This is a genomic window from Streptomyces sp. NPDC059456 (assembly GCF_042750055.1).
Taxonomy (GTDB): Bacteria; Actinomycetota; Actinomycetes; order Streptomycetales; family Streptomycetaceae; genus Streptomyces.
On the sequence record NZ_JBHYVA010001018.1, the window covers coordinates 1 to 1998 of the forward strand.

Consider the following 1998-nt stretch of genomic DNA (forward strand, 5'->3'; position numbering starts at 1 on the left):
CGTGTCGACCACCACGCTGTTCAAGCACTTCCCAGTCAAGGAAGCCCTCGTCTTCGACGAGGACGCCGACCAGGAGTCCCGCCTGCTCGCCGCCGTACGCGAGCGGCCCGAAGGCCGGTCCATCCCCGCCGCGCTGCGGGAACACGCCCTGACCACCCGGCTGGCCACCGCCGACGGCGACCCCCGCTTCGCCGCCTTCACCGCCCTGGTGGCCGGCACGCCCGCGCTGCGCGACTACGCCCAGAACATGTGGCTGCGCCACACCACCGCGCTCGCCCGGGTCATCGCCGAGGAGAGCGGCCTCGCCGCGGACGACCCCGCCTGCACCGCCCTGGCCCACTTCGCCCTGCAAGCCCCCCGCGCGGTCCACGACCGCGCCGACCCCCGGCAGGCCGTCGCCCGGGCCTTCGACCTCCTGGAACACGGCTGGAGCGCACTCGCCCAGGTCAGGGCGTGAGCGGGCGCCCTGCCGCGGTGCGGCTCAGGATCCGGGCGGCAGACTTTGCGGGCAACCCGTTACCTCTCCGCCGATGAATCGTTCCTTCATGTGTCGCGACGGTATGCACACCGCTCCCCCGCGGTACCGCGACACGGCCCGGGCAGTCACCCCTTCCCCCCGACTCCCGGGCCCCACCGTCTTTTCGCCCACCACTGCCGCCGACCGGGAGGAGCGCGGAGTGCGGGTGGCCTTCGCCCCGCAGCCGGCCGGCTGCGCACCGCCGGACGCGCGCGAGGTCGTCAGCGGTGGCACGCGGGGCTGAACGGTCCCGGAACGCCGCGTCCCCGGCGTGGTGCCGGGCGGGGTGCCGGGCGGGGGCGGGGAGGCGTGTCATGATCGCCCGCCGGGGGGGGCCGGTACCGAGAGGCAGAGGAAAGGTCCCCGCCATGCGTCCACTGCACCTGCTCCGCCGCGTTCCGGCGCGTCGTGTCCTGGCGGCGGCCGTGGCGGCCGCGGCGGCCGCCGTGCTTCCGGCCCCGACCGCGATCGCGGGGAACGGGGACGGGGACGGTGCCCTCGACCCGCGGTTCGGCCGGGGCGGGATCGTACGGACCGCGGTCGCACCCGACGGGAACGTTGACTACCAGAACGGGCTGGCGATCGACGACCGGCACCGCATCCTGGTGTCCGGCTCGTCGGATCCGGGCGAGGCGGCGGGCGGGTTCCGGTGGCGGATCGCCCGCTACACCCCGGACGGGAAGCCCGACCGGACCTTCGGGTCCGGTGGTGTCGTCCTCACTCCGATGTCGGGGGTGGGAGGCGATGACGAACACATCTGGCGCCTGGCCGTGCAGGAGGACGGAAAGATCGTCGCGGCCGGGCACGTCGCCACCGCCGGCGGCGGTGAGGACTTCGCCGTCGCCCGCTATCTGCCCGACGGCCGGCCGGACCGCACCTTCGGCACCGGGGGACGCGTCGTCACGGCGGTCACCCCGCACGACGACGAGGCCCAGGCCCTGCGCATCCAGCGGGACGGACGCATCGTGGTGGCCGGCTACGCCGGCACGGGCGACGGCCCCGAGGGCCGTGATTTCGCCGTGGTGCGCTACCTGCCGGACGGCCGTCCCGACACGTCGTTCAACCGTGCCGGTGCCCGCCCCGGCATCGTGCTGACCGACATCGCGGGCGGGCGCGACCAGCTCCGGGACATCTCCCTCGACCGCCGCGGCCGGATCGTCGCCGTCGGCTCCGCGACGCTCCCTGCGGGGCGCGGGGGCACGAGCTTCGCCGTCGCCCGCTACCTCCGCGACGGCAGCCCGGACCCCTCTTTCGGCCCCGGTGACCCCCGGCCCGGCGTCGTCGTCACCCCCATGGCGGCGAACGACGGCGTGGACCTCGCGGAGAGCGTCGTCATCGACCGGCACGACCGGATCCTCGCGGGCGGATCCGCGGACGTCGACGGCCGCTTCGACCTGGCGCTCGCCCCCGACCCTCCCGACCGGTGGCGCGGCCCCCGGGTCGGCGGCCCCGGCCGGGGGGTGGGCGGCCGCCGGCCCCGG

Annotated in this window: 1 protein-coding gene and 1 pseudogene; both read left to right on the forward strand. The window is 76.1% G+C overall.

Annotated elements, in window-relative coordinates:
* Nucleotides 1-457 (forward strand): TetR/AcrR family transcriptional regulator (locus ACFXA3_RS41705; protein ID WP_385196591.1); only part of this gene is annotated, 457 nt, incomplete at its 5' end.
* A gap of 428 nt (nt 458-885) precedes the next feature.
* Nucleotides 886-1998: pseudogene (locus ACFXA3_RS41710) on the forward strand (hypothetical protein); the annotation flags it as partial.